At 38.2% G+C, this 24119-nt stretch carries 20 protein-coding genes, 2 pseudogenes and 1 other annotated feature; of the genes and pseudogenes, 8 read left to right on the plus strand and 14 right to left on the minus strand.

Annotated elements, in window-relative coordinates; all coding sequences use genetic code 11:
* Positions 1-121 precede the first annotated feature (121 nt).
* The 5 genes and pseudogenes from tpx to sppA form a co-directional block, all read right to left on the minus strand.
* Positions 122-622: a thiol peroxidase gene (gene tpx, locus BkAM31D_RS17265; RefSeq protein ID WP_066153506.1), complete on the minus strand. Its 501-nt coding sequence runs from the start codon at positions 620-622 to the stop codon at positions 122-124.
* Between the two features lie 193 nt (positions 623-815).
* Positions 816-1258, minus strand: a pseudogene (ytfJ, locus tag BkAM31D_RS17270) (GerW family sporulation protein).
* Between the two features lie 18 nt (positions 1259-1276).
* A complete protein-coding gene (locus BkAM31D_RS17275) occupies positions 1277-1939 on the minus strand; it encodes a DUF2953 domain-containing protein (RefSeq protein WP_066153511.1) in 663 nt (220 codons plus the stop codon).
* 88 nt (positions 1940-2027) lie between these two features.
* Positions 2028-2585: an RDD family protein gene (locus BkAM31D_RS17280; RefSeq protein ID WP_235820386.1), complete on the minus strand. Its 558-nt coding sequence runs from the start codon at positions 2583-2585 to the stop codon at positions 2028-2030.
* A 12-nt stretch (positions 2586-2597) separates the two neighbouring features.
* Entirely contained in the window at positions 2598-3590 is a 993-nt protein-coding gene (gene sppA / locus BkAM31D_RS17285) for a signal peptide peptidase SppA (protein ID WP_066153514.1), read from the minus strand.
* 82 nt (positions 3591-3672) lie between these two features.
* Here sppA and BkAM31D_RS17290 point away from each other — a divergent pair, with 82 nt between their 5' ends.
* Positions 3673-4491 (plus strand): NAD kinase, encoded by an 819-nt coding sequence (locus BkAM31D_RS17290; protein WP_174521904.1) that lies wholly within the window; start codon positions 3673-3675, stop codon positions 4489-4491.
* Between the two features lie 85 nt (positions 4492-4576).
* On the opposite strand, the pseudogene BkAM31D_RS17295 reads toward BkAM31D_RS17290, so the two are convergent.
* The 5 genes and pseudogenes from BkAM31D_RS17295 to ezrA form a co-directional block, all read right to left on the minus strand.
* Positions 4577-6180: pseudogene (locus BkAM31D_RS17295) on the minus strand (amidohydrolase).
* Between the two features lie 129 nt (positions 6181-6309).
* Complete coding sequence (locus BkAM31D_RS17300) at positions 6310-6519, minus strand: alpha/beta-type small acid-soluble spore protein (protein ID WP_066153522.1); 210 nt, start codon at positions 6517-6519, stop codon at positions 6310-6312.
* A gap of 114 nt (positions 6520-6633) precedes the next feature.
* Positions 6634-7839, minus strand: coding sequence for a tRNA uracil 4-sulfurtransferase ThiI (thiI, locus tag BkAM31D_RS17305; RefSeq protein ID WP_066153530.1), 1206 nt, complete (start codon positions 7837-7839; stop codon positions 6634-6636).
* The gene (locus tag BkAM31D_RS17310; protein WP_066153534.1) at positions 7833-8975 is read right to left on the minus strand and encodes a cysteine desulfurase family protein; all 1143 of its coding nucleotides are present in this window, start codon (positions 8973-8975) and stop codon (positions 7833-7835) included. The genes thiI and BkAM31D_RS17310 overlap by 7 nt, the downstream gene beginning before the upstream one ends.
* 158 nt (positions 8976-9133) lie before the next feature.
* Positions 9134-10819 carry a septation ring formation regulator EzrA gene (gene ezrA / locus BkAM31D_RS17315; RefSeq protein WP_066153536.1) on the minus strand — a complete coding sequence of 562 codons (1686 nt, stop codon included), beginning with the start codon at positions 10817-10819 and terminating at the stop codon, positions 9134-9136.
* Between the two features lie 288 nt (positions 10820-11107).
* Here ezrA and hisJ point away from each other — a divergent pair, with 288 nt between their 5' ends.
* A complete protein-coding gene (gene hisJ / locus BkAM31D_RS17320; RefSeq protein WP_066153640.1) occupies positions 11108-11935 on the plus strand; it encodes a histidinol-phosphatase HisJ in 828 nt (275 codons plus the stop codon).
* On the opposite strand, the gene refZ is transcribed toward hisJ, so the two are convergent.
* Positions 11924-12571, minus strand: a complete 648-nt coding sequence (refZ, locus tag BkAM31D_RS17325) for a forespore capture DNA-binding protein RefZ (RefSeq protein WP_066153540.1) — start codon at positions 12569-12571, stop codon at positions 11924-11926. The genes hisJ and refZ overlap by 12 nt on opposite strands.
* Positions 12572-12811: 240 nt before the next feature.
* Between refZ and msrC the strand changes: the two genes are divergently transcribed.
* Together msrC and rpsD are read left to right on the plus strand one after the other, a co-directional pair.
* Entirely contained in the window at positions 12812-13291 is a 480-nt protein-coding gene (msrC, locus tag BkAM31D_RS17330) for a free L-methionine (R)-S-oxide reductase MsrC (RefSeq protein WP_066153543.1), read from the plus strand.
* Between the two features lie 278 nt (positions 13292-13569).
* Positions 13570-14172, plus strand: a complete 603-nt coding sequence (gene rpsD, locus BkAM31D_RS17335; RefSeq protein WP_066153546.1) for a 30S ribosomal protein S4 — start codon at positions 13570-13572, stop codon at positions 14170-14172.
* An 87-nt stretch (positions 14173-14259) separates the two neighbouring features.
* On the opposite strand, the gene tyrS is transcribed toward rpsD, so the two are convergent.
* Complete coding sequence (gene tyrS / locus BkAM31D_RS17340) at positions 14260-15501, minus strand: tyrosine--tRNA ligase (RefSeq protein WP_066153549.1); 1242 nt, start codon at positions 15499-15501, stop codon at positions 14260-14262.
* A gap of 52 nt (positions 15502-15553) precedes the next feature.
* Positions 15554-15759: a binding site (T-box leader), on the minus strand.
* 112 nt (positions 15760-15871) lie between these two features.
* On the opposite strand from tyrS, the gene BkAM31D_RS17345 reads away from it, so the two are divergent.
* Entirely contained in the window at positions 15872-18730 is a 2859-nt protein-coding gene (locus BkAM31D_RS17345) for a transglycosylase domain-containing protein (RefSeq protein WP_066153552.1), read from the plus strand.
* A 232-nt stretch (positions 18731-18962) separates the two neighbouring features.
* On the opposite strand, the gene acsA is transcribed toward BkAM31D_RS17345, so the two are convergent.
* The gene (acsA, locus tag BkAM31D_RS17350) at positions 18963-20678 is read right to left on the minus strand and encodes an acetate--CoA ligase (RefSeq protein WP_066153555.1); all 1716 of its coding nucleotides are present in this window, start codon (positions 20676-20678) and stop codon (positions 18963-18965) included.
* A gap of 206 nt (positions 20679-20884) precedes the next feature.
* Between acsA and BkAM31D_RS17355 the strand changes: the two genes are divergently transcribed.
* Genes BkAM31D_RS17355 through BkAM31D_RS17365 form a run of 3 tightly spaced genes read left to right on the plus strand, consistent with a single transcriptional unit; the run spans position 20885 to position 23340 of the window.
* A complete protein-coding gene (locus tag BkAM31D_RS17355; RefSeq protein ID WP_066153558.1) occupies positions 20885-21517 on the plus strand; it encodes a GNAT family N-acetyltransferase in 633 nt (210 codons plus the stop codon).
* Between the two features lie 21 nt (positions 21518-21538).
* Positions 21539-22177 (plus strand): acetoin utilization AcuB family protein, encoded by a 639-nt coding sequence (locus BkAM31D_RS17360; protein WP_066153561.1) that lies wholly within the window; start codon positions 21539-21541, stop codon positions 22175-22177.
* Entirely contained in the window at positions 22174-23340 is a 1167-nt protein-coding gene (locus tag BkAM31D_RS17365; protein WP_157076795.1) for an acetoin utilization protein AcuC, read from the plus strand. Before BkAM31D_RS17360 ends, BkAM31D_RS17365 begins: the two co-directional genes overlap by 4 nt.
* Positions 23341-23386: 46 nt before the next feature.
* Here the strand turns inward: BkAM31D_RS17365 and BkAM31D_RS17370 are convergent, their stop codons facing one another.
* Complete coding sequence (locus BkAM31D_RS17370) at positions 23387-24082, minus strand: 5'-methylthioadenosine/adenosylhomocysteine nucleosidase (RefSeq protein WP_066153564.1); 696 nt, start codon at positions 24080-24082, stop codon at positions 23387-23389.
* Positions 24083-24119 lie beyond the last annotated feature (37 nt).

Genomic DNA, 24119 nt, shown 5'->3' on the forward strand with positions numbered 1-24119 from the left:
ATAACTATGAACCATTAACATGTTAGTTTCACCGATTTTCCTTTTTTTATTCATTTAAAAAAACTTGTGGCCCTATACTAGTCGATGAGACAGTATAGGGCCACAATCTTTTAATTTAATGTTATTTTGCTGCTTTAGCTGCTTCAATCGCTGCTTCATAGTTCGGATGATTCGTTGCTTCTGAAACGTACTCTGCGTACGTAACAACATCGTTAGAATCAATAACAAAAACAGCACGTGCTAATAATCGTAATTCTTTAATCGCTACCCCAAACGCTTCACCAAATGAAAGATCGCGATGATCTGATAACGTTTGAACATTTTCTATTCCAGCAGCAGCGCACCAACGTTTTTGAGCAAACGGAAGATCGACACTTACAGTCAGTATTTCTGTGTTTGGTACATTCGCCGCTTCTTCATTGAAGCGGCGTGTTTGTTGGTCACAAACTCCTGTATCAATAGAAGGAACAACACTGATTAGGCGAACCTTTCCTTTTGTATTTTCTAATGTTACCTCAGATAAATCATTTGCTAAAACCGTGAAGTTAGGTGCTTTTTCTCCCACTTTCACTTCTGAGCCTAGTAAAGTTACTGGATTGTTTTTGAATGTAATTGAAGCCATATCAATTCCTCCTAATTTTTTTATATGTACAGTCTTATCTTACATGTTTTTCTAAAAAGATGCTAAGAAAAACTGTCAGAATAAAAAGATTCCACAAAAATAAGGCTGTCTTCAAAAGTCAATTACCCTCTTGAGACAACCTTGAAACAATAAGAGAGACGAATGCTTCCTTGTACTCTCTAATCAGCCTTTATTAAAGTGGTGGCTGATTATTTGTTGTTGTATTAGTTGTGGCTGTTGTTGTTGTTGATTGTGTCCCATTGTTCCCAACCATTTGTTGGATCTTTTCAACAACTTGTGGAGCGAAATCAAGTAATTTTTCGTATAGGTGTGTATTACTATCTAAGTGAACCATTTTAACACCTTCACTATTTACAACGAGGAAGGCAATAGGAGTAATGGAAACTCCACCCCACTACCACCACCAAATGGGTGTTTATGCTCTTCTCCATGACGTTGTTCAATTACAAATTCACTTCCTCCAGCTGCGAAACCAAACCCTACTTTGGAAACAGGCATAATCACGCTTCCATCTGGAGTTTCAACAGGGTCGCCAACGATAGTGTTTACATCGACCATTTCCTTTAAATTTTCCATTGCTGTTTTCATTAATCCTTGAATTGGATGGTCTGTCATGATCGCTTCCTCCTTGAATTACATATTTTTTTCAACCGAAGAACTAGGTCTAGTCATCTCCGGTCTTCGTCTCCAATGCTTAAGTAACATTAGACCTGCAACGATAGCATGCCCCATTCTAAAAGAAAACATGCAAGATAAATATGTATGAGAGACTACTGCTTGAAAATGGGGGTTAATCGTTAACTTAGGCATCAACCTCATTCTCATATGGTTGCCAATTAATCCGATAATACTCCCTTTTAATGTCCAAATAACTCCTGTTAATTGAGCCGTATGAGCAGCATTCCCAACTCCAATATCGGTGTGCCAAGTGAGTTCATTAACATTCATTTTTCGTAAGAAACGTCTTATTATTTTGTGCAAACCAACTACGTGCTTTAAGAAATCCCTAAGCCACCTTAAATCCTCAATGATAAGCTCTGGCGTAATCGGAATTTTTTTCTTTGATTCCATTCCGGCAATCTCCTGCTCCTCTTCTACGACAACAGAAGCTGTGTCATCGTCAACCTTTATGACGGGAGCTGAAAAGGTATACACTCTCATTTTCCAAATAGACACTTTAATTTCCAATAAGTCATCATCTTGATAATGGCGATACTTTAGATCAATATTAATTTTCATGATCGCAATGAACACAAAAAGTACGAACACACTCACAATAATTATTGTCCAAACCATACATTTCTCCCTTTGCACAAATCGATGGTAATTAGTTTCTCCATTTCTAAATGAAATAAACCTGCCGATTTTGGCAGGTTTATTTCATCTATTCATTTCGATCGATAATGACGTACGTATCTGATATGACATCATGCAGTCCTTGTTTTTTCTCTGTAAAAGCAACCATTGCATAAATGGCATAAAGAAAGAAAAGGCTTTGATGCAAGAAACGCCCTACTCCCTCACGGAAAATGAGCTGCGTCCACTTTAACTCTTGCCGGTCTTTAGAAATCACCCGAACTCCCATCACCATTTTGCCGATTGTTTGACCAAAATTTTTGGTCATAATCGCAAAATAAAGAAAGAAAATAACAGCCCATAAAATGGTCTCAAAACTATATGGTCCTATAGCAAGTATTCCACTAATATCTGTTATACGTATAAAAGGAGATACAATCAGCATATTGAACGAGAATACTGTTATTAGGTCTAATAAGAATGCCCAAAATCGCATCCAAAAACCAGCGTACTGATAATGATCTGTGGTTGTTTCTTCTATAGGAGGCTCAGACTTTGGGACTTCGATTGAAGCTGAGCTTATCCGATTTCGATTTCTCAGTCTGTTATTCACAACTCGTTTTCTCTGCTCCATCACTCGGCTCACTGACGTCCCTCCTTAATCTGTATAAATATATTTCAAAGTTGGTGATCGATCTGTTGATAGAATTCTTTCTAACGTTGCCAATTCATGGTCACCTTGAGTCAATTTCTGCATTGACATTGAGAGAAATTGCGGGAATCCTACATGAGGCTCATATTTAATGACATTATACTCTCCAACAAGATCTCTCATCATTGAAATAGTATCGTCTAAACTACCAAGATCATCTACTAAATTCAATTCAAACGCCTGATTCCCGGTGTAAATACGACCATCAGCGATTGCTCGGACCTCATTTTCAGTCATATTTCGCCCTTCTGCAATGATTCGTACAAACTCGTCATAAGATTCGTCTATAATTGATTGAAGAATATCACGATCTTCATCTGTCATTTCTCTCATCGCAGACATGATATCTTTGTATGGACCACTTTTAATGGTATTTACTTTGACACCATAATTTTCAGCCAACTCGGCCACATTTATCGATTCCATGATGACACCGATCGAGCCTGTGATTGTTTGCGGACTGGCAACAATCTTGTCTGCTGGTGCCGCTATGTAATAACCACCGGAAGCGGCCATATTCCCCATTGAAACATATATCGGTTTATCATATTCAACTTGAGCCTGAACAATCTTCTCATGAATTTCAGCACTCTCAACGACTCCGCCACCTGGGGTATTTACTCGAATGATAATCCCTTCTACACTAGGATCTTTAGCAGCATGTTCAATTTGAGAGAGAAACATCTGATGTCTATAACCTACTGCCTGAAACAATCCTCCGTCTCCAACATCTTGAATGACCCCACTAAGTTCTAATACCACAATCGAACCACCCAGTTCTTCTCCTGCTTCAATGACTTGTTCCGTCCATTCATGACCACTTGTATCTAATAAAGCATTTGCATTGGACATCACCCCTGATGTCATCACATTAACTCCCAGTGAAATAAAGAATATCATCGCAACTGCAATTAATGCTAACCAACGTTTCCGACTCATGCCTCACCCTCCAAAATAGTTTCTGGTTGTTTTTCCCAATCATTGGTTATGATAACATAGAATAAGTTCGTTGGACATTTAAATGAAAGGGTGTTTTTGCAAAGTGTCAAAAAGGAAAAATCTTTATCTTTTTTACAAACGCACAATTGAAATGGAAGAGCTCATTCAACCACTTAAAGAAATCGCAGAACAAAATGAATTTACCTTAGTTACTGATGTTGAGAAAGCAAATATCATTGCTAGCATCGGAGGAGATAATGCGTTCTTACAGGCAACGAGAAAAACAAATTTTAATGAGGATTGTTTATATGTTGGTGTAAATACAGATTCAATGGGGTTTTATACCGATTTTAGTATGGAAAACATCGAGCAAATGGTGTTAGCCATGAAAAATGAAGAAGTTGAGGTTAGACGTTATCCCCTTTTAAAAGTAACCGTTGATAATGAAATGCCCTTTTACTGCTTGAATGAGTGTTCCATCCGGTCAAATGTAATTAAAACCTTTGTCATTGATGTCATGATTGATGATTTTCATTTTGAAACATTTCGTGGCGACGGGATGATTGTTTCCACTCCGACAGGGAGCACAGCATATAATTTGTCTGTGAATGGTGCCGTTGTTGATCCTGCGCTACCATCTATACAAGTTAGTGAAATTGCTTCGTTAAACAACAATGAATACCGCACTCTGGGAACGTCATTCCTTTTGAGTCCCGAGCGAAAATTAACACTAAATGTTGTCCAGGATGGAAATGATCACCCTATAATCGGAGTAGATAATGAAGCTTTAAGTATCCGTCATGCTAAAGAAATCAATCTCTCTTTAGCTGAAAAACAAATCAAAGTACTGAAACTAAAAAATAACAGTTACTGGCAAAAGGTTCAGAAGAAATTTTTATAACTACTTAAAGAAGAGATTGGACCTCTGTGTTGCTTCTTGTCCAATCTCTTCTTTTTTCCTGTTAATAAACCATCTCTTCATTCCCTTAATTTTTTTTCATTTCATGTCTATACATAATTGTGTCATCAACAACTGTCATCTTTATATTTGTTGTAAGGATATCATCAGGTTCAATAGCAAATAAATTTTGATCAAGAATGGTAAAATCTGCTTGAAAACCAGGAGCTATTTTTCCTCTCTCCTTTTCTTTCTCAATTGCATATGCACTTCCTGTGGTAAACAATTGAACGGCCTCATAAGGAGTTAGCTTTTGCTCTGGTAAATAGCCTTCATGTTCCTCTCCTACTCGCTTTCTCGTAATGGCTGCATGGATTCCAAGGAGTGGATCAACTGGCTCTATTGGGGCATCAGATCCTCCTGCGCAGTGTAAGCCCGAATCGAGCAATGTTTTCCAAGCAAAAGCATAAGGTAGCCGCTCTTCACCTAGCCGTTCCATAACCCAAGGAAAGTCGGAAGCTACAAATCTTGGTTGCAAATCTAAAATGACAGGGAGCTTCTTCATTCGATTGATTAATGACTCATCTGCTACTTGTAGATGAATTAATCGATCTCTTCCTTTTTCAACTGGGTATGTCTCAAGCGCTGTTAATGCCATATCAAGAGCACCGTCTCCGATCGTATGTATGGCAACAGCTCTATTTTTACGTCGTGCCTCCTTTACAATTTGATGCAAACTTTCTTCTGTATGTATCGCTACACCTGATGTTGAAGGATCATCGGTATAAGGAGTCTTTAATAAAGCTGTGCGTCCACCTAATGCTCCATCTGCAAATATTTTCACGGCACCTAATTCAATAAAAGGTGTAATTTCCTTATTGCTATAGCCTTCTTCTTCCATCTCTCTTACCGCTTCATGATGCACCAATAAGTGCGCTCGAAATTTTCTTTTATTACCATCTATTACTTTCTTATATTGATTAAATGTCTGTTTAAATCCCCCATAATAATGTAAATCTTCTGTATGGCCCCCAACTAAGCCTACTTTGTAAAGATCATCAATGGCAACAGTTAACGCACGCCGGACGTACTCATCAGTTGCACTAGGCATGACTCTTTTCACCAAATCACATGCAGCGTCTAACAAATATCCTGTTGGCTCACCATGATAATCACGGACTATGATTCCCCCTCTGGATCTTTTGTTTCCTTCGTTATTCCAGCTAACGCTAATGCTTTGCTATTAACGAGAGCTGCGTGGCGACAAACCCTTGTTAAAAACATTGGTTTATCTTCACAAATCTCATCTAATTCATCACGATGGAAAATTTTACGGTCTATGAAGTTATTTTCATTCCATCCGTCTCCGATCAGCCAGTCCATGACATCTAACACTGTTTCCTTTTCAACTAACATTCTTTTCATTTCTTCAGCTGACTTGGCTATTGATAAATCTAAACGAATGAGTTTTTCACCATGCCCCACTATATGTAGGTGACTATCAACAAAACCAGGATAGACAAATAATCCATTTAAGTCATGTCTTATATTGATATCATTTCTGTATTTATCCAATAAGTGTTGTTTATCTCCTGCTTCTCTTACAATTCCTTTCTCAACGTATACAGCCTCAAACGTTTCACCTTCAGCTTCCATTGAGAAAAAGGTTCCATTATACCAAAGGGTACCCATACACCATCCTCCTCGTTATACAACTTACAACCATCTTGCCAAATCCAAGTTAAACATGCAACGGTATTGGACAATTGAAAAAAAAGAAGAAGGGTGCCAGAGCACCCTTCTTACAGCCATTATATTGTGTTATTGTTGAAAACCACCCATTTGTTGTTCAGCCATTTGTACTAAACGCTTAGTGATTTCTCCACCAACAGAACCGTTAGCACGAGAAGTTGCGTCAGGACCAAGTTGAACACCAAACTCAGAAGCGATCTCATACTTCATTTGATCTAGTGCTTGTTGTACACCAGGAACAAGAAGTTGATTTGAATTGTTGCTATTGTTGTTTGCCATGTTTATCACCTCCTTCTGTACTCATAGAATGAGTTTTAGGAGAGAAAAACATGCACAAAGATTACTGGTAATTATTGAGAATCGTAGAATGTAACCCTTTTTCCAGTGGAAACTCTAAAAAAGGTCTTCAACCTCATTATTGATGCGCTTCGTATTCGTTAGAAGTAGCTTTTCAGTTCTTGCGACTGCATCATCAACATATTTATCAATTTCAATATACTGTTCATATTTATTTGTCTGTTCTCTTTTAGGCCTCGTTTTTGAATCTGGTGGTAAGAAAATCGTACAGCAATCTTCAAAAGGCAAAATAGACGTTTCAAAAGTACCAATTTTCTGAGCAATATCGATTACTTCCAACTTATCCATTGTAACTAATGGTCGGATGATTGGCAAATTGGTCACTTCATTAATCGTATTCATACTGTGCAAAGTTTGACTGGCAACCTGCCCTAAGCTTTCCCCAGTACCTAACGCCAAAATGCCGCGCTCATTTGCAATCCTCTCGCTTATTCTTAACATCATTCTTCTCATTACTGTCATCTGCAAATTACTCGGGATTTCAGAATGAATATGCTTTTGAACTTCTGTAAAAGGAACCAAATGCAACACAACGCTATTTCCGTATTTTGTCAGAGATTGTGCTAAGTCAATCACCTTTTGCTTTGCACGTTCATTAGTATAAGGTGGACTATGAAAATGAACAGCTTCAATTTTGGCGCCGCGCTTTAAAGTTAAGTACCCTGCAACTGGACTGTCAATTCCACCTGAAAGCAATAATAGCACTTTCCCACTTGTTCCAACAGGCAATCCACCAGGTCCATCATAAGAAGCCGATGTAATATACGTTGCAGTTTCTCTTACTTCCACATGAATATTGACGTCTGGATTATGAACATCAACAGTAATACCTTCTGTATTCGTTAGGACATATCCACCTATTTCACGATTTAATTGCATCGTATCAAGCGGGAAAGGCTTATACGCTCTTTTCGCTGTAATTTTAAACGTACGTACATTTGCACGATCTTGTAATACGGTTAATGCACCTTTTTGCATCGCTTGTAAATCATTTTCTACCTTAAAGGCTAAACTAAACGAGTGAATTCCAAAAATATGCTTAAGCTTCTCAACAACCGGTTCATGATTTTGCCCATTCAATTCAATCACAATTCGGCCATACGTTCGCTTCAACTTTAAATTTGGAATTGATTTAACACTCATTTTAATATTTTCCAGCAAATGTTTTTCAAAAACAGAGCGATTTTTGCCTTTTAATGCAAGCTCTCCAAATCTTACTAATATATGATCATAGATCATGATTTAACGACCTCCAATAGTTCAGGAATAATTACTTCAAGTTCAGTAAGGAGCTGATTTACTTCAGCTGCTGTTGTGTCAAAAGAAAAGCTTACCCTTATACCTGAAATCGCTCGCTCATCCGAAAGCCCCATTGCAGATAATACACGACTAGGAGCCGATAACTTTGAGGAACAAGCAGATTTCGTAGATACATAGATCCCTTTAGATGATAAAGATTGAACGACTACTTCTGGTTTTGCCCCTGGTATCGAGAAATTTACAATGTGAGGAGCGACTTGATCAGCCGGACTATTTATTACAATGCCGTCAATAGCATTTAATTTTCTTATAAATGTTTCTCTTAGTTTATATAATTGTTCATGCTCATTCTCTTGATTCTTCGCCATCCTTAGCGCTTTAGCCATGCTTACAATTCCAGCAGTATTTTCTGTTCCTGCTCGAAGACCATTTTCTTGTGAGCCTCCCTCAAATAACGGAGCAAGCTTAATGCCTTCTCTCACAAATAAAAAGCCAGTTCCTTTCATACCATGGAACTTATGAGCTGAAAATGTAGAAAAATCTATACGTGCCTTACGCAGATTTAATGGAACTTTAGAAATACCTTGCACATGATCAACATGAAAATAAATACGAGGATAGCGCTCCAACATTTCCCCAATTTTCTCTATTGGCTGAATCGCACCCGTTTCATTATTTACATGAATAATTGATAGTAATGTTGTATCCGGACGAATTGCTGCCTCAACTTGAGCAACTTCTACTCTTCCTTCTTGGTCTACAGGTAAGTATGTTACTTCATAGCCATCCTGCTCAAGCTGCGCAAAAGCTTCCATTACAGATGGATGTTCAACTACAGTTGTTATTAGGTGTTTCCCCCGCTTTTGTTTGGCTTTTGCCGCACCTTTTATCGCCAAATTATTTCCTTCTGTTCCTCCAGAAGTAAAAATAATCTCAACTGGCTTAACATCAAGAAGTTCTGCAATCCGGTTTCTCGATTCTGTAATTAACCCCTCTGCTTTCATACCAAGCGTGTGAAGAGATGATGGATTCCCAAAAAAATTCGATGCAACAGCCGTATAAGCATCAACTACTTCTTTATATGGTTTCGTTGTTGCACTATTATCTAAATAAATCATCCTAACCCTCTCCCCCATTCGAACTTACGCATCAATATATGTTAGCATAAAATAGCTAAATAACAAGATTAACTGTTGAAATTGCCAGCGATTCACTAACGATAACTTTATCTATTCTAGCCAAAAAAAAGAGAGCTCCATTCACGGAACTCCCTTGATTATACAGCAACATAGCCTTTGACAATATCGAGAACATCTGGTTCATATGGTTCAATTACTTTCACTGCACATTCAATTGCTTCTTCATATTCATACTGTCTAAAAAGCAACTCAGCTTCAATCAATCCTGCTGAAACAGAATCAGATTTGCTTCGAAAACGATTTCCGTATTGAATCACATTCTCTGCTACCTTCGCCTGTTCAATCGTCTGTAAGATTAATTCATTGTTCTTTGAAACTAATTCTTCCGCTTCCTCAACAAGAACATTCATCCTACCTAACTCTAACGGAAGTTGTTCAAGATGATTGGTAGCATCAATTAACTTTTCTTCCGCTTCCGATAATTGATCTATCGCCCTTTGCGGTAGCCCAGGTATATTGCTTTTCTTTAAAGCACGATTGATTTCAACCATCGTCCCTCGAAGTTTTAATAACGTTTCTTTTGCTTTTCTTTCATCTTCTCTTAACTCATAAAGTGTAGCTTTTTCTACCTCGATTGATTGGTCAAGCTTTTCAAGTTCATCTTGCCATTCATCTACTAGTTCTCTAATCGATGTATACGTTTGTTTTTGATTATCAGCTAGATTAATGATCACATAAAGGTCATTCATTAAATCAACAACATTCTCTTTCATGTCCTTTTGAGCTTCGATCTGTTCTTTAGACACAAAATAACTCTGTTGTACCTCAAACATCTCCGTCTCTAGCAAATCGACTTTTTCTTTTATTGCCTCTACTTGTTCACTTAGTTGCTCAATCTTGTTTTCAACATATCCCTTCGATTCAACCTCATAATCTAACGTGTCATAAAGTTGTTCAATTTGATTAGATAGTTCGGTTAGCTTATCTTCTGCCCCTTCATACTTTAGGTGCTTAAGATCCTCTTTTACTTTTTCAAGTTCTCCTGCGATATGTTCTAATCTTGATTCCAATGAGAATGCCTCTAATTGATAACCCGCTTCTTCCATTTCCGCAATTCCACCTTGTAATTCTGTTAACTCGGCTGGAATTTTCGTATCAACTTGTACAAGTAATTTCGGGTAACGATCTACTAAATCATTTAAATTATCAACAAACGATTGTGCTTCTACAAGGTGTTGTCTGGCTAAAAGGTAACTGCCATCTTCTGTTGCGGTATCAAAAGCTGTTAATAACTCATTAACCTTATCTAATTTCTCGTCGATGGTTGGAAGTCCAGCACCTAATGACCCTCTTTTCTTTGTTATCAAAGTTGAAAGATCTTTATAGGCCGTACGAACACTATCAATTTCCGTTCGATTTTGTTCTTCGCTTTCAACAAGTTGGTGTACATCCTTTAACAACTCTTTAATTTGTTCTTCGATTCCATTCAGGCGTTGTTCTGTTACACCAATGAGTTGCTTTGCTTTTGTGAATCGATTCTTAGCAGCAAGGTCTTCGATATCAAATAAACGTTCTTCAATATCAGGTAATATCCCACCGACAATGTCGTCCCATTCATTCCGCCAAGTTTCAAACTTTTCCTCTGTTTGCCCTGACATATGTAGTTTTTTTACTTTTCCTATTTCTTCTGGGATATCACGATTTAAAATTCCATTTTTCCATTCCTCGAGGCGGTCAACCTCTTTGTAAATCCGCTTACGCAAAACGGAACTAATTATTATAAAAATAACGGCAACCGCTATAATTGAATAAATCAAATACATGAGAGGACTCCCTTCTTTTTGCTCGTATAAAATTGTTGTGAGGTCCTATGACTAATTTATTTATGAGCTATTTCTTGTTGTTTCGGCAAAAGAAACAAAAAACCTCTTTTTTTGACAAATTTATTTATGATTTTTACGAATTCGCTAAATAATATGATACCATGAAAATACTTGTTTGTATGCTTTTTTTCATGGTTTTTAATTGCTTGCAACTGTGACTTTTTCCTCGGATAACATCGTTTCAATTCTGATCATACTTTTGATTTTTTAAGGAGTGAATATTCATTGATGATTCATGATGGACATGTCCATACGCCCTTTTGCCCACATGGCAGTAAAGACTCTTTTATAAAGTACTGTGAAACGGCCATTTCACATAAGTTAACAGGTATTACATTCGCAGAACATGCTCCTTTGCCTCGTTCTTTTGTCGATCCCACCCCGTTGCAGGACAGTGGAATGTCTTGGGATGACTTATATACATATTTAAAAGAAGTACGCGCTCTAAAAAAAGAATACAAAGGTCACTTGAACATATATGTTGGATTAGAAGTTGATTACATTGAGGGGTTTGAGAAGGAGACGACCGATTTCTTGAATGAAATTGGTCCTTCACTTGATGATAGTATTTTATCAGTCCATTTTCTAAAGTTAGGAACAGAGTATGTATGTATTGATTATAGTCCAGATGTCTTCCATTACGCCTGTAACCAGCTAGGCTCAACTGAAGCAGTATACGAGCTTTATTATCAAACAGTATTAAAATCCGTTAAAAGTAATTTAGGTCATTATAAACCTAATAGAATCGGACATATGACATTGGTCCGAAAGTTCCAGAAAAAATTTCCCATTGATCGGTCTTTTCAAACTGAAACGTCTTCAATCTTAGCTGAAATCAAGAAAAAAGGATATGAGCTCGACTACAATGGCGCTGGTTACATCAAACCACTTTGTAGAGAACCTTATCCTTATGACAGTATTATTGAAGAAACAATCAAACGTAACATTCCTCTCGTTTATGGTTCAGATGCTCATCAAGCGTCTAGCTTATTGAATGGTTATACAGAGCTTCACCCAAAATCAATCCTAGCTAAACCTAACCCATTACGAGATTGATCTAGGCATTAGATAGGCTGGGCTTGAACGATATTCCTCTATACAAAGCCAACGTTCAACCCAGCTTTCGATATGCCTCATATACTTTTCAATGAAATATGGTTCAGTCGTTGTGATTTGATAGAGTTCACTTAAATAGTGAGGAGACAAATAAGGCATCATCATCATTGTTCTTATATGAACAACTACAAGATCAATTGGCTGCTTCCGAAACTCTCCTCTTCTCATCCCACTTCGAACTAGTTCTTCAAGGTCGTGTTTTTCTTTCCTTAAATACGTAGACATTAACTCACGGACAAGCATGGAATCGAAAGTCATTTCACGATGAACCATTCTTGCGACAAAATGCTGTGATTTTTGATACTCAAGAAGAGATCTGGTCATTTGGAGCAACTGATCCTTAACCGAATTATGCGTTCGTTCCAATTCTGTCTTAATGACTTGGAGGTATCCTTCTAAAAACTGGATCATTAACTCCTCATATAAACCTTTTTTCCCTCCAAAATAATAAGAGACTAGGGCAACATTCACATTGGCTTTTTGAGCAATATCTCTTACAGAAGTCCCATCATAACCTTGCGTATAGAAAAGTCGAACAGCAGCATCTATGATCAAATCTTTTTTTGTTTCCTTCATGAGTTCGTCCCCTTTATTCCTCTTGCTATATTCGTTTCGTGTTATATAGCCATTTTCCTCTATGAATCGCTCGACAATCGTCCTCTAAATTTAGACAATTTTCTTGAATCATCAAGAAATTAACTGCCTTTCTTTCATTTCATTTGTACGATGATCGGGGTTTAGGTAAAATAGAGGCTATCTTTAATCAGTCTATCTAAGTTTCTGATTTAATTACTCATCATGGAAGGACGTTTTTTTATGTTTCAAACCAAATTATATAAAGGTACTTTAGAAGAAAGATATCAGACTGTTACAAAGCAACTTGATGCCTTGTTATCAGGAGAAGAGGATTTAATAGCTAATTTAGCCAATACCAGTGCTCTGTTATCGCAATTTCTAGAAGATATCAACTGGGTTGGCTTCTATTTGTTAAAAGAACAAGGATTACTATTAGGTCCCTTTCAAGGTCTGCCTGCTTGTGTTCGCATTCCGGTCGGAAAAGGAGTCTGTGGTACAGCGATTGTAAAACAACAAACGATGCTCGTCGAAGATGTCCATCAATTCCCAGGCCACATCGCTTGTGACGCTGCCTCTCGCTCAGAAATTGTTATACCCGTAAGACGTGACGGAGAAATCATTGCGATTTTAGATATTGATAGTCCATCACTAGCACGCTTTACGGTTGAAGACCAAAAACATCTAGAAGCGTTTGTTACTGTCCTTGAAAAGCATATTTAATTACTAGCTAAAAAGTAGCAATGTATAAAAACAAAGATTACAGCTTACACCATTGACTTCCATTTAAAAAATGAATATAATATTCTTTGTGTGAAATAAGACAGCCAAGGTAAACGTACATGAACACTCATTTTGTTCCTCGTGCGGCTGCATATCGAGGTGCATCGTGTAACTTCTAGCTGTCGAAGCGAAGGTGCATGAAAGCAAAATGAATCTAGTATGAGATTGCCAAGCGGTTGTTATTTTGCAACATCAAAATAACAAGGAGGAGTCAAATTATGGCTCGTTATACAGGTCCATCTTGGAAATTATCTCGTCGTTTAGGAATCTCTCTAAGCGGTACGGGTAAAGAGTTAGCAAAACGTCCGTATGCTCCAGGGCAACACGGTCCAAACCAACGTAAGAAACTTTCTGAATATGGTTTACAACTTCAAGAAAAGCAAAAGCTTCGTCACATGTACGGAGTAAATGAGCGTCAATTCCGCCGCATTTTCGATGATGCTGGTAAAATGGCTGGAATTCACGGTGAGAACTTCATGATTCTTCTTGAGTCTCGTCTTGATAACCTAGTTTACCGTATGGGACTTGCTCGCACTCGTCGTGCAGCTCGTCAATTAGTAAACCACGGTCACATTCTTGTTGATGGAGGACGTGTAGATATTCCTTCATACCGTGTGAAACCAGGACAAACAATCAGCCTTCGTGAAAAATCACGTAACCTTGATGTTGTTAAGGAATCTTTAGAAGCAAACGATTTCGTTCCTGCTTATGTAACTTTCGATGCTGATAGCTTACAAGGAACTTACACTCGTCTTCCGGAGCGTTCTGAACTTCCTGCTGAAATCACAGAAGCTCTTATCGTTGAGTTCTACTCTCGTTAAGTTTAAGGAATCTGCTATAGTCAATGACTATAGCAGATTATTTTGTTTCATTACAAAAAAGGTTGGCCATATGCCAACCTTTTTATCTTACTTTTTAATTTTCATAAATTTACGCTTGCCGACTTGAAGAACGAGGTCATCTTCAATTTCCACTTGTAATTGGACATCTTCAACCTTTTCTTCATTGATCTTTACCCCACCGTTTTGAATCATTCTTCTCGCTTCACCTTTTGAGCTTTGCATCTTCAATTCGACTAGTAAGTCTACAATCCAAATTGGCGACTCTCCCGTCCACTGAACTTCAGGAATATCTGTTGGTAAGGCTCTTTTTTGGAAGACGGTTTGAAAATAAGCTTTTGCTTCGTTTGCAGCTTCTTCGCCATGATACATCTCAACGAATTTCGCTCCAAGGTTCATTTTCGCATCTCGCGGATGAACACTACCTTCTTTTAGATCAGTTTCAAGCTTATCGATTTCCTCCATCGGAAGATCAGTTGCTAGCTTATAATATTTAATCATTAATTCATCCGGAATCGACATTGATTTCCCAAAGATTTCATTAGGTGCTTCATCAATTCCAATGTAATTGTTTAAAGACTTTGACATCTTTCTTTCTCCATCAAGTCCTTCGATTAAAGGCAATGTTAGTGCGACTTGCTTCTCTTGTCCATAAGCTTCTTGTAAGGTTCTACCCATTAGCAAATTAAACTTCTGATCTGTCCCACCAATTTCAATATCTGTTTCAAGAGCAACAGAATCGTAGCCTTGCATTAAAGGATAGAAAAATTCATGAACGGAAATTGGTTGGCCAGATTTATAACGCTTTTCAAAATCATCACGCTCTAACATCCGGGCAACCGTCATATTTGCTGCCAACTTTACGACATCCTCGAATTGAAGGGGTTTTAACCACTCAGAATTATAGTAGATGGTTACTTTATCCATGTCTAAAATTTTGCCATATTGCTCAACATACGTTGCCGCATTTTGTTTCACTTCTTCATCCGTTAATTGCTTTCGTGTCTCTGACTTACCCGTCGGATCTCCAATACGTCCTGTAAAATCACCAATAAGCATTTGTACTTCGTGACCTAATTCCTGAAATTGGCGCAATTTATGAAGCGGGACTGTATGCCCGATATGTACGTCTGGTGCAGAAGGGTCCATTCCTAATTTTATCTTTAATGGTTTACCTGTCACAACGGATTTCTCAATTTTTTTACGAAACTCGTCTTCCGGAACAATCTCAACTACTCCTCTTTTAAGATGAGCAAGTTGCCTTTCGACCTCTTTTTGTTGAGCTTCTGTTAATGTAAATTCCTTTTCCATCATCTAACCTCCAAAGTGTAATAAATCTAAAAACAAAAAGACCCCTCCCTAAAAAAGGGACGAGGTCTCGCGTTACCACCCTTGTTGAAGAAATAAAACTTTCTCCCACTTCATTATATAACGGTATTCCCGTTCTTTGCTTATCACAAAGAAAAGCTCCTGATTGTAATTCACCCAAGCCTATATACCAATTCACACCAACCATTGGCTCTCTTAAACAGGGAAGCTCGGACTACTTCGATCATTCTTCGCTTAGTATTCAGTTACAATGCTTCTTTTTTACCATATTGTTCAACTATTGTCAATTGCTTAGAACCCTTACCTTCAACTTTCTTCATATGGTATAATCTCTTAAGTATAGGAGGTCTCTATGAATATGAAAGAATCATCCATAATAAAGAAAGTAAAAATGCTCTCACGAAAAATTCATGAATTGAAAATCTTTCGACGAATCGGCATTACATATCAAGTATTCTGGAACTTATTTCTTATAGGATTAGTTGTCGGATCAATGTCCCTATTCTTTTTAGGTGGAACAGCTGCAGGCTACTTCGCCTCTTTAGTAAAAGATGAACCACTACGGACTGCCGAAGAAATGAGAGATCGAATCTATGATTATGCAGAAACAAGTCAAGTTTTCTTTGATAACGACGTACTATTAGGAGAATTACCTACAGACGTTGAGAGACATCAAGTTTCATTAGACGACGTCTCTGACCACTTAAAAAATGCAATTATCGCAACAGAGGATGAATACTTCTATGAGCATGATGGCATTGTGCCAAAAGCAATCATGCGAGCTACTTTTCAGGAATTCGCCAATTCCTCTTTACAGACAGGTGGAAGTACATTAACACAGCAATTAATAAAAAATCAAATTCTTACAAGTGAAGTTTCATTTGATCGAAAAGCTACTGAAATTTTGCTAGCGATGCGACTCGAACATTTTCTTGAGAAAGATGAAATATTGGAAGCTTATTTAAATATTGTACCGTTTGGCCGCAATTCTTCCGGGCGACAAATTGCCGGTGCTCAAGCTGCTTCAAGAGGAATCTTCGGAGTCAATGCGAGTGAGCTTTCGATCCCACAAGCTGCCTACATTGCAGGATTGCCACAAAGTCCATTCGGCTACACTCCTTTCTTACAAAACGGGGCAATTAAAGAAAACTTAGACCCCGGGATTAACCGAATGAGAACCGTTCTTTCTAGAATGTATGATGGTGGCTATATTACAGAAGAGGAGTACGAAGACGCATTAGCTTATGATGTGAGTGAGCATTTTGCTGATCCTGTCACTGCTCCAATTGAAAAGTATCCTTATTTGACAAATGAAGTTTTACGTAGGGCTGTCAATGTCTTAGCAGACCAAACGATAAAAGAAAACTATGAAAACTTTAACGAATTAGATAGAGAAGAACAAACGCGCCTACGAAATCGCGCTCGTGATGAAGCTGAAGCGAATTTACGAAATAATGGTTATCGAATTCATACGACTATTGATAAAGATGTTTATTTAGCGATGCAAGATGCTGTCCAAAATGATCATTTGTTCGGACCAGTTAAACAGCATACGAACGCTAATGGTGAAATTGTGCAGCAACAGGAAGAAGTCGGTGCAATTCTTATAGAAAATCATACTGGTGCGATTAAAGGATTTGTCGCAGGAAGAGATGAAGTACTTGGAAATGAGTTTAACCGAGCAACACAGGCGAAACGACAAAACGGCTCAACCATGAAGCCTCTTCTCGCTTACGCTCCTGCTATGGAAATAGGTGCCATTCAACCAGGTATTGTCGTCCCTGACACTCCCGCAACCTATCGAGGCACAAGTACACCAATCCGAAATTTTGATCGAAATCACTTAGGACTGCTTTCTGCTCGTGAATCTCTTGCACGATCTAGAAATGTTCCTGCTGTTCGCGCCTATAATATGGTGCCTCATGAACAAGCACGTCAAACGCTATTAGATTACGGATTTGAAATTCCTGCTGATGCTCCATATGAATCTTCACCTTTAGGGGCCATCGATGTAACTGTTGAACAAAATACGAATGCCTATGCAACATTTGCGAATGGTGGCAAATTTGTAGAGTCTTATATGATCGAAAAGATTGAAACTGCAAGTGGAGAACTTGTTTATGAACATGAACCAGTTGAAAGAGAAATTTTCTCCCCACAAACAGCTTATTTAACAATTGATATTATGAGAGACGTTCTCCGTGGAGTCGGAACAGCGAGCTCGCTACCAGGAAGACTTTCGTTCTCTTCTGATTGGGCAGGAAAAACAGGTACATCAAGTGACGTAAAAGATTCTTGGTTTGTAGCAACAAATCCAAATGTTTCTCTAGGAGTTTGGATTGGATATGATCATCAAGAACATAGAATTGAACAAACCGTTGGCGGCTTACGCTACGGAGCTAGAACTCAACAAATTTGGGCGAACATTGCGAATGCCGCTTATCATCAAAATGCAGAATTAATGGGTACTGGTAAACGGTTTGAAAGACCAGATGGAATCGTCTCTCGTTCGATTTGCAGCTTAACAGGCTTACTTGCTTCAAAAATGTGTCAAGACGCCGGCTTAGTAAAGACAGATCTGTTCAATGCTAAATTTGTTCCTACAAAAACCGATGACAGCCTTGAAAGCGGGCGTTATGTGACAATTAACGGAACCAATTACAAAGCTTTAGCTGATACACCGTCTGAGTTCACTGAAACTGGCTTTACTATTTCAGCAAACATTGCAAACTTAACAGATATCTCTAGTTACTTACCTGATAACATGAAAAACATCATCCCGGATAAGGACGCACCAAACAATGGCAAAACACCCGGAAAACTAGGCAATATTTCACTAAGTGGTGACACTCTATCTTGGTCGAAGCATTCAGATTCGGATATTGTCGGCTATCGGATTTACCGCGCTTCCAATGGTAGTACAGACTTCAAACTTCACAACCACGTTCGAGGAAATGATACAACAAGCTTTACAGTGAACGGAAAATCCTATTCGTATTATGTAACAGCGGTAGACTCGGCTGGTAGAGAATCATCTGCTTCTTCAGTCGCTGAAGGTACAAATTATAAATCCGAGCCTGAAGACGATTCTAAAGAAGAAACAGAAGAAGAACCTGAAGATGATTCTGAAGAAGATTCTGAAGAAGAAATTGAAGAGGAACCTGAAGACGATTCTGAAGAAGAAGAATCTAACAGTAATAGTGATGAGTAATACGCGAAAAGAACTTGGAATTAATCCAAGTTCTTTTCTTTGTTTTTTTAAGGTGAGACTGTTTTCTTTAACAGGGTTATCGGAACGTCAAGGCAAATAGCTTATAATACAAAGAAGCAGGATGAAAACCGTTGATTTACATCCTGCTCTTTGCAGTTTTATAGTAGAACAGAACATAGGTTATATGGTTATTATTTCCAAACCGAACAGTCCGTCTGTTCTATTATAAAAATTAATCTTCCATTGTCGATAAATCACCAGTTGGTAGATCAAGTTCCCAAGCTTTTAATACACGTCTCATAATCTTACCACTACGTGTTTTCGGAAGCTTTTCTCTAAATTCAATTTCTCTTGGTGCTGCATGTGCTGCTAATCCTTTCTTAACGAAGTTACGGATGTCTTCTTTTAATTCATCAGTTACTTCATAACCCTCACGTAAAGCAACAAATGCTTTAATGATTTCTCCTCTTACCGGATCAGGCTTACCAATTACACCAGCTTCTGCAACAGCTGGATGCTCTACTAATTTACTTTCTACTTCAAATGGACCTACTCGCTCACCAGATGTCATGATTACATCATCAATTCTTCCTTGGAACCAAAAGTATCCATCTTCATCCATATATGCAGAGTCTCCAGATACGTACCAGCCATCGATTTCGAAATAGCTATTATACTTTTCTTCGTTATTCCAAACCGCACGCATCATAGAAGGCCAGCCTTTTTGAATTGCTAGATTCCCCATTCTATTTGGCGGTAACTCATTTCCTTTATCATCAATAATAGCCGCTTTAATGCCAGGTAATGGCTTACCCATAGAACCAGGGCGAACTTCCATAGAAGGATAGTTACAAATGACTTGTGCACCTGTTTCTGTCATCCACCATGTATCATGAATACGTAAATCAAACACTTTCACTCCCCAGCGAACAACTTCTGGATTTAGCGGCTCTCCTACACTCAACATATGGCGCAGGTTAGATAAATCGTATTTCTTCACTAATTCATCACCGGCACTCATTAACATCCTAAATGCTGTTGGTGCACTATACCATACCGTTACTTTATACTTCTCTAATGTTTCATACCAATCTTGTGGGCTGAATCTTCCACCACGGATAACATTAGATACACCTACTAACCAAGGTCCAAAAATTCCATAAGAAGTACCCGTTACCCAACCCGGATCAGCTGTACACCAATAAATATCATCCTCTTTTAAATCTAGTACCCACTTAGCAGATTGGTAATGTTGAAGCATTGCATTGTGAACGTGAAGAACGCCTTTTGGTTTTCCTGTTGATCCAGAAGTATAGTGTAAGATTAGTCCATCTTCACGATCAACCCACTCAATTTCAAGTTGATCACTTGCAGCATTTAAACGAGTTAAGAAGTTGTAATAAGATCCATTCTCTTCATATTGTTCATCAACGATAAATACCGATTCAAGGTTTGGTAAATCACCTACCGGAACTCGTTCTAATAGAGCTGGCGTTGTAATAAGTACTTTTGCCGCACTATCCTCTAAACGATCCCGTACTGCCCCTTCCATGAAAGCCTCAAACAAAGGTCCGACGATGGCACCTAGTTTAATAGCTCCTAAAACCGAGAAGTAAAGTTCAGGTGAACGTGGCATAAAGATAAAAACACGATCTCCTTTTACAACCCCTGCTTCTTTTAAAACATTTGCAGCTTTATTAGAATACGTTTTCATATCATGGAACGTATATTCTTCAACACGATTTGCATCACTATAATATAAAGCAACTTTATCTTTCTTATCGCCTTCAGCATGACGATCAATTGCCTCATAAGCTAGATTAACTTTACCAGTTTCTCCCCAAGAAAATTCAGACTCTACTGATTTCCAATCAAATGATTGAACAGCTTCCTCATAGTTTGGTAAGTTATGATTTCCCTTTACAGGTGAAAGCGCTTGCAGTTTCATAGTAGATCTTCCTCCTTTTATGTATTTACAATATATAGTATAATACATACAGAATATTATATCAATTTGAAAATTTAAAAAAGGTATCTTTTGGAAAATATTTTTTTATTAAATTTAATGACAAAGTGATGAAGATACGGTTAGTCTTCTTTTATTCATGTATAATAAATTCAGAAAATGGCTGGCTTAAAGGTGGTAGTATATACATGATTCATCAAAAAACTTATTATTCTATGACTATTCCTTTTCAAGATCGATCGCTTATATTGGAAGGGCCACTATCTGGAGAAGCGATAGAGAGCTTCGAATTTCATAGTGGATTAGTCGCGTTTCGCCCCCCTGAAAAACAAAAGATAGCATTAATTGGTATTGCTGATTTACCAGAAGGACGAATTAACGTTGTGCGCGATGGAAATACGATCGTTGGCTATGTTACTTTTGTCTACCCAGACCCAATGGAACGATGGTCTGAAGGAAAAGTAGAGAACTTAATAGAGCTTGGCGCGATCGAAATTGCTAAAGAATACCGTGGCGCTCAAGTCGGGAAAAATTTATTACGGCTGTCATTTATGGATGATGCCATGGAAGATTATATCATTATTACAACGGAGTATTATTGGCATTGGGATTTAACAGGTAGTGGGTTAGATGTTTGGGGATACAGAAAAATGATGGAAAAAATGATGAATGCTGGTGGACTGGAATGGTATGCGACAGATGACCCCGAGATTTGTTCACACCCTGCAAACTGTTTAATGGCACGCATCGGAAAAAGAGTCAATACAGATTCCATCCTTCGTTTTGACCAATTACGTTTTCAAAATCGCTTCATGTATTAAATTAAAGGTGGTGCTGCAATTATGATCATTGAATATATTATGAAGAGAAATGTCATTACAATAAAGGATACTGCGACGATTAAAGAGGCGATGCAACTTTTGGAACTTCACCAAATACGTCACATTCCTATCACTAATGAAAGGAATCGTTTAGTAGGAATTGTTTCAGATAGTGATATTAGAGATGCCAGCCCTTCTATTTTCCACTTTACGGATCATTTAGAAGATTTTTTGAAACCGATTTCTACAATCATGAAAAGAAATGTCATAACTGCACATCCGCTAGATTTCGTTGAAGAAGTTTCAACATTATTTTATGAACATCACATTGGCTGCTTACCGATTTTAGACGATGATGAGCTTGTTGGGATTGTCACAGAAACAGATATGTTACATACACTTGTTGAGTTAATGGGCGCACATCAACCTAGCTCACACATTGAGGTAAAGGTAGAAAACATTACTGGGAAGCTAGCTGATATCGCTGCGATATTTAAAGAATTAAATGTTAGCATTATAAGTGTTCTAGTATATCCTTATCATGACCCTTCCTATAAAATACTCGTATTTCGCGTACAAACGATCGATCCGCGTCGAATCATTAAAGTGATTGAAGCAAATGGTTATAACGTCTTATGGCCAAGTGAGCCAGGCTTATGATAAAAAGAGATGCATCATTCGTTTTTTCAACTGAACAGTTAGCCTATAAATTTAATGACGATCACCCTTTTAACCATTTGCGGCTTCAGCTTACTTTCGAATTATTAAAAGAATTAAAAGCACTTGATGATAATATTATCATACCTCCAAGAATGGCAACCGATGAAGAAATTGCCTTAATTCATGATGAGGCCTACATAGAAGCTGTTAAATCAGCTGGCAGAGGAGAACTAAATGAAGCAACTGCTGTAAATTATGGCTTAGGTACTGATGATACACCTATCTTTGCTAATATGCATGAAGCTTCTGCCCTGCTTGTTGGTGGTACCTTAACAGCTGTAGATGAAGTAATGCAAGGAAGATCCAACCATGCCTTACATCTTGGCGGTGGACTGCATCATGGGTTCAAAGGAAAGGCTTCTGGTTTCTGTATATACAACGATAGCTCAATTGCGATTGAATATATGAAGAAGCATTACGGTGCACGTGTGCTTTACGTTGATACGGATGCTCATCATGGGGATGGCGTTCAATGGGCATTTTATGATGACCCCGACGTTTGTACTCTTAGTATTCACGAAACAGGCCGTTATCTTTTTCCGGGAACTGGTCAAGTCCATGAAAAGGGGTCTGGAAGAGGTTATGGCTTTTCTATCAATGTACCTGTCGATGCATTTACCGAAGACCACTCTTTTATCGAAGTATATGAAACCGCTTTAAGGGAAGTAGTTTCATTTTTTAAGCCCGATGTGATCATAACCCAAAATGGAGCAGATGCTCATCATTTTGATCCACTTACACATTTATGCTCAACAATTGAGACATACAAAGCTATTCCAAAACTCGCTCATCAATTAGCACATGAATATTGTGATGGACGCTGGATTGCGGTTGGTGGCGGAGGCTATGACATATGGCGAGTGGTGCCAAGGGCGTGGTCTTTAGTTTGGCTAACGATGACTGGTCAACAAGACCAATTACCAAGAAGACTTCCTGATAACTGGCTGCGTAAATGGAGTCGTCAAGCTGAAGAAGAACTTCCTTTGTTTTGGGATGACCAAAATATCGTCCCAACGATCCCACGTAAACAAGAAATAACGGAAAAGAATTTTAAAACACTCGAAAAAGCTCTTTACCATATCCGTACGGAACAAAGACGATAACGTGTAGTTCACGTTATCGTCAGATTCTCATCAGCTTTACTTCTCTTTACATATTTTCCAAAATTGTTGAAACGAGCAGATGTGATTGCTCACTTGCTAATTGCGTAAATTCTGCGAAATTCACTGAAGCTTTCCCATTCGCCTTATCAGACATTGAACGAATGATAACAAATGGAATTTTATTCATTGCAGCTACTTGTGCCACCGCAGCACCTTCCATCTCAACGCAAGCAGCTTCAAACTCCTCTCTTAATGATTGTACATAGTCAGCATTGGCAATAAATTGATCACCACTAACTATCCTGCCTCGAACAATATGACGACTTGTGCTTTGCTTGGCTGCAGATACTGCAAGTTCAACCAATTCTGAATTAGCTAGGAAGTCTGAACTCCCTTCAAAATAAGGGATTTGTCCTTTTTTAAATCCTAGTGCTGTCACGTCAAGGTCATGTTGCATCGCACTAGTAGAAATGACAAGGTCACCTACATCTAAACTTTCATCTACAGCTCCTGCAACACCTGTAAATAGTAAATGTGTAATAGCAAATCGATCTACTAATAGTTGTGTTGTTAAAGCTGCATTAACCTTCCCTACGCCACACTTACATAAGATGATTTCCTTTTCTTTTAACCGCCCTTCATAAAACTCAACTGTTGCAAACTCGTATGTATTTGTCACGACCATTTCAGCTTTCATACGTTCTATTTCTTCGTTCATTGCACCAATAACACCAATTTTCATTTTCCTCACTCCTCCATGTAAGTATACAACATCTTCT

This window comes from Halalkalibacter krulwichiae (genome assembly GCF_002109385.1).
Classification (GTDB): domain Bacteria; phylum Bacillota; class Bacilli; order Bacillales; family Bacillaceae_D; genus Halalkalibacter; species Halalkalibacter krulwichiae.

Excerpts from the sequence above, each read along its gene's own strand:
- tpx (WP_066153506.1), bottom strand. The coding sequence starts at position 622 with ATGGCTTCAATTACATTCAAAAACAATCCAGTAACTTTACTAGGCTCA.
- BkAM31D_RS17275 (WP_066153511.1), bottom strand. The coding sequence starts at position 1,939 with ATGGTTTGGACAATAATTATTGTGAGTGTGTTCGTACTTTTTGTGTTC.
- sppA (WP_066153514.1), bottom strand. The coding sequence starts at position 3,590 with ATGAGTCGGAAACGTTGGTTAGCATTAATTGCAGTTGCGATGATATTC.
- BkAM31D_RS17290 (WP_174521904.1), top strand. The coding sequence starts at position 3,673 with ATGAAAGGGTGTTTTTGCAAAGTGTCAAAAAGGAAAAATCTTTATCTT.
- BkAM31D_RS17300 (WP_066153522.1), bottom strand. The coding sequence starts at position 6,519 with ATGGCAAACAACAATAGCAACAATTCAAATCAACTTCTTGTTCCTGGT.
- BkAM31D_RS17310 (WP_066153534.1), bottom strand. The coding sequence starts at position 8,975 with ATGATTTATTTAGATAATAGTGCAACAACGAAACCATATAAAGAAGTA.
- ezrA (WP_066153536.1), bottom strand. The coding sequence starts at position 10,819 with ATGTATTTGATTTATTCAATTATAGCGGTTGCCGTTATTTTTATAATA.
- hisJ (WP_066153640.1), top strand. The coding sequence starts at position 11,108 with ATGATTCATGATGGACATGTCCATACGCCCTTTTGCCCACATGGCAGT.
- refZ (WP_066153540.1), bottom strand. The coding sequence starts at position 12,571 with ATGAAGGAAACAAAAAAAGATTTGATCATAGATGCTGCTGTTCGACTT.
- msrC (WP_066153543.1), top strand. The coding sequence starts at position 12,812 with ATGTTTCAAACCAAATTATATAAAGGTACTTTAGAAGAAAGATATCAG.
- rpsD (WP_066153546.1), top strand. The coding sequence starts at position 13,570 with ATGGCTCGTTATACAGGTCCATCTTGGAAATTATCTCGTCGTTTAGGA.
- tyrS (WP_066153549.1), bottom strand. The coding sequence starts at position 15,501 with ATGGAAAAGGAATTTACATTAACAGAAGCTCAACAAAAAGAGGTCGAA.
- BkAM31D_RS17345 (WP_066153552.1), top strand. The coding sequence starts at position 15,872 with ATGAATATGAAAGAATCATCCATAATAAAGAAAGTAAAAATGCTCTCA.
- acsA (WP_066153555.1), bottom strand. The coding sequence starts at position 20,678 with ATGAAACTGCAAGCGCTTTCACCTGTAAAGGGAAATCATAACTTACCA.
- BkAM31D_RS17355 (WP_066153558.1), top strand. The coding sequence starts at position 20,885 with ATGATTCATCAAAAAACTTATTATTCTATGACTATTCCTTTTCAAGAT.
- BkAM31D_RS17360 (WP_066153561.1), top strand. The coding sequence starts at position 21,539 with ATGATCATTGAATATATTATGAAGAGAAATGTCATTACAATAAAGGAT.
- BkAM31D_RS17365 (WP_157076795.1), top strand. The coding sequence starts at position 22,174 with ATGATAAAAAGAGATGCATCATTCGTTTTTTCAACTGAACAGTTAGCC.
- BkAM31D_RS17370 (WP_066153564.1), bottom strand. The coding sequence starts at position 24,082 with ATGAAAATTGGTGTTATTGGTGCAATGAACGAAGAAATAGAACGTATG.